The sequence below is a fragment of the Dietzia sp. NPDC055343 genome (assembly GCF_053645265.1).
On record NZ_JBSHMJ010000094.1, the window covers coordinates 1 to 3,268 of the forward strand.

Consider the following 3,268-nt stretch of genomic DNA (forward strand, 5'->3'; position numbering starts at 1 on the left):
GGCGACGGTCGACTCCGCGGCCACGAGTGCGCTACGTGCGGTCCGCAGCTCCTCCTCGACCAGCTCGGTGGTGACGGCGGACTGCACCGCGGGGAACGCCCTGCTCTCGGCGTCAAGCTCGCTCTCCCGCGCAAGCACCCGGTCGCGGGCCGACGCGAGCTCGGCGAGCGGGCCGAGGTGGGCGATCTGCCTGCGGACATCGACCACGGAGCGGTGCGCCTGGCGCAGCTCGGCGAACTGCTCCACCGCACGGTCGGCGATGGCGAACGTGTCCGGCTCATCCAACATGAAGTTCCGGAACAGCTGGTCGAGACTCGACAGTGACTTGGCCGACAGCGTCCGGTGCAGCAGCAGCTGCGCCGCCTCCGAGGCGATACCGAGTCGGCGCCGGAAGGCCGCCGCGAACGCCGAGTAGCTGTCATGGAACCTGACGGCCGGAATCTCGCGTTTCAGTGCCCGCTTGTCGATGCCGCCGCGGAGGTAACCGAACAGGTCCGGAAGATCCAGCGGGTCGTCGGGTGAGTGCTCGCCGACCCCGTGGAGGCGTTTGACCCCGGTCGCCGAGTTGTCCCCGGAGCGCAGGTAGAGCAGGAGCAGCAGGGTCACACAGCGTTCGGCGCCGTCGGCGTAGGTCAGCGCGATCGCGGAGAAGGTGGCCTTGGGGCGGAGATAGACGGACGCGAGATCCCCGGATTCGTCGTCGGCGCCTCGGCGCCAGGCACCGCGGATGTACGACACGAGGCTGCGCCCCGACCCGCGGCCGGCCTCCTCCTGGGCGGCGGCGTTGAACCGGAGATGTGTCGGCGGCACGAGGACGGCGGAGACGGCGTCGATGAGGGTGGACTTGCCGGAGCCGGATCCGCCGGTGACGAGGAAGCCTTTCCGGGGTACATCGAGGTCGTGGTACCCGTCGAGCGTGCCCCAGTTGCACACCTGGATCCGGGACAGCCGCATCTGGCCCGGGTGTTCCGGCGTGCCGGGGAGCTGCAGGGTGTCAGACATCGCCGCCCTCGTCGTTGTTGTCGTCGTCATCGTCATCGAGTAGCGGGTCGCCGTCGGTCGCGGACTCGTCGAGCGCTTCGATCAGCGCGCGGTACTCGTCCCGGATCCCCGCGACGACGTCCGCGTCGAACAGGTGGCGCAGCACCGGGGAGACCTCGGCCCGCCCCTCGGTCTCGATGTCCGAGAGCAGGGAGTAGGTCTTCAGGCGGTTCCACGACGCGTCGAACTTGCGGACGTAGCGGCTTCGATCCGAATCAACGACCGGTCGGTAGACGTCGATCTGTTCGGCGACGTCCTCGCGGTCCACGATCACCCGCTCGCCGGGCTGGGCCACGGACAGTTCGGATCTGAGGTGGAGGAGCAGCACGGTGTCCATGTGCGACAGCGTCTCCGTCCGGAGCACCGCCGGGACATCGACCCGGCCACCGGTGTCGACCTGCCGGGTGAACGCGATCCCCGCGTCGTGGTCCAGGACGAGGTCGAGGAACACGTCCGCGAGCCGGGACCGGAGTGCGGGCTCATCCGACACCACCGCCGCCCAGATCTCCGGTTGGCGGTGGGACTGCACCAGAGGACCGGTGAGCAGGCGCGACAGCGCACGCCTGGACGCGAAGGACAGCGTTCCGGCGTCGCCGGGCCAGAGCCCGTCGTGGTCGGCCCGGTCTTCGGTTCCCGGGTCGGCGTCGTCCGATCCGGTCATTGTCACTGGTTCTCCTCTTGGAGCAGGTCTGCGGTGAACACCAGCGTGGGTATCCGGGCGCTGAGGGTGGTCTTGGAACCGCTCGTCCACGAGATGGTCTCAGCGGCGTCGGCCTCGCCGGTCGGCGGCCGGGCCCGGGTGGTGATCGCCAGGTTGAGCAGTCCGACGACGCTGGCGACTCCCTGGGTGGCGGGGTGTTCACGCAACACGGTGCCGATCGACGAGGGGCCCAGCCTGGCCACCACGTCGTCAACGTGGGCGCGGAGCTCGCCCTCGTCGATCTCCGATGCCCGGACCAGTGAGGTGAGCGCCTGTAGATCCGCTGTGCCTGCCTCATTCCTCGAGACCTCACGAGCCACGCGCTCCTCACCCGGATTGCGCAGCCGTAAGGCGCCGACGGATCGTACGGACATGCCGACCCGGCGCAGAGGCACCGACATCTGGCTGGTCGGTCGCACCGCGCGGCTCCGGCTGGCCTCGGCGGCGCCGGACCTGGCCGAGCGGATGAGCGCGAGCATCTGCCGGTGCTCGACATAGGCGTCGGTGGTCACGAAATGACGCAGACTGCGGGACAGTGAGGTGAGGACCCCATTGACCTCGGCGCCTGCGGTCTCCATCTCCGCGAACACCTCACGCAACGCGCGCTTGGCCGACGGGGGTAGGTCGGCCACCTGCGGCCGGCTCAGGATGTCGTCGATCCAGGTATCCACCGAAGCCGAGCGCTCAGGATCGAGCAGGACCGAGTAGAAGGACGAGAAGCTGCGGCCGGCCTCGGAGTCCCCGATGAGGTCGACCCCGCCGAACACCGCGTCGAGGACGTCACCACGGGCCCCGTCCTGATCCAGGAGCCGACGACGGAGATCCTGGTTGAGCGAGTCGAACTCGGCTCTCACGCGAGCGAAATCCGCGGGGATGTCGTCGGCTCCACGAATGATCTCCGAAATCTTCTCGCCGACCTTCTCGGAGTCGACGAGTTCGAGATCTCCTTCCTGCACCCTGGCGATGGCGGCGTCGATGCGGTCGCGTTCCCGGGTAAGCGCGGCCAGACGGCCCTGCACGGAGGGGTCGGTGTCACGGGCGAGATCCTCGAGTTGCCGGGTCAGCGTCTCGACCCGCGACACGGTGAGGCCTCGTCGCGGTGTCTGCAGGCTCTCCAGGAAATCCATTACCACGAGCGCCGACTGCGTCGGCTCGAGGGTCTCTCCGGTGGCGGCGGTACCGGGTCGCCGGAGCATCCAGCCGGCGTCCACCCAGGTGCGGACATAGGACTGGGCGTTCGCGGACACCTCGGCGCCCGCATCGCGGACCACCACCAGCGTCCGGTCCAGGTATTCGTAGAACTCCGAGGACGCGACCCGCCGGGACGAACCCTCGAACACCTGGGTCAGCACCGCGACGATCAACGGCCAGAGCGGGCTGCGCAGGAGCGCGAGCGCCGGTGACTCGCCACCCAGACGGGTGAGGGCGAGGTAGCGTGCCAGCGCGGACATGGTCTCATCGTGGCACGTGACCACGACACCGGGCCGCGCAGGCCGCGGCCGAGCCGGCTCAGGTCACGCGCGGAGC

At 69.3% G+C, this 3,268-nt stretch carries 3 protein-coding genes; all 3 read right to left on the bottom strand.

All coding sequences use genetic code 11. The features are described 5' to 3' along the window. Positions 1 to 1,002, bottom strand: a 1,002-nt coding sequence (locus ACWIE7_RS18550) for an ATP-binding protein (protein WP_454070239.1), incomplete at its 3' end; no start/stop codon positions are given. Continuing rightward, the gene (locus tag ACWIE7_RS18555; RefSeq protein ID WP_454070240.1) at positions 995 to 1,702 is read right to left on the bottom strand and encodes a DUF4194 domain-containing protein; all 708 of its coding nucleotides are present in this window, start codon (positions 1,700 to 1,702) and stop codon (positions 995 to 997) included. The genes ACWIE7_RS18550 and ACWIE7_RS18555, both read right to left, overlap by 8 nt. Before the next feature lie 2 nt (positions 1,703 to 1,704). Further along, positions 1,705 to 3,192 (bottom strand): DUF3375 domain-containing protein, encoded by a 1,488-nt coding sequence (locus ACWIE7_RS18560; protein WP_454070241.1) that lies wholly within the window; start codon positions 3,190 to 3,192, stop codon positions 1,705 to 1,707. Between the last annotated feature and the right edge of the window lie 76 nt (positions 3,193 to 3,268).

Bases quoted from the DNA above. Each gene is read 5' to 3' on its own strand.
- ACWIE7_RS18555 (WP_454070240.1), bottom strand. From the start codon at position 1,702: ATGACCGGATCGGACGACGCCGACCCGGGAACCGAAGACCGGGCCGAC.
- ACWIE7_RS18560 (WP_454070241.1), bottom strand. From the start codon at position 3,192: ATGTCCGCGCTGGCACGCTACCTCGCCCTCACCCGTCTGGGTGGCGAG.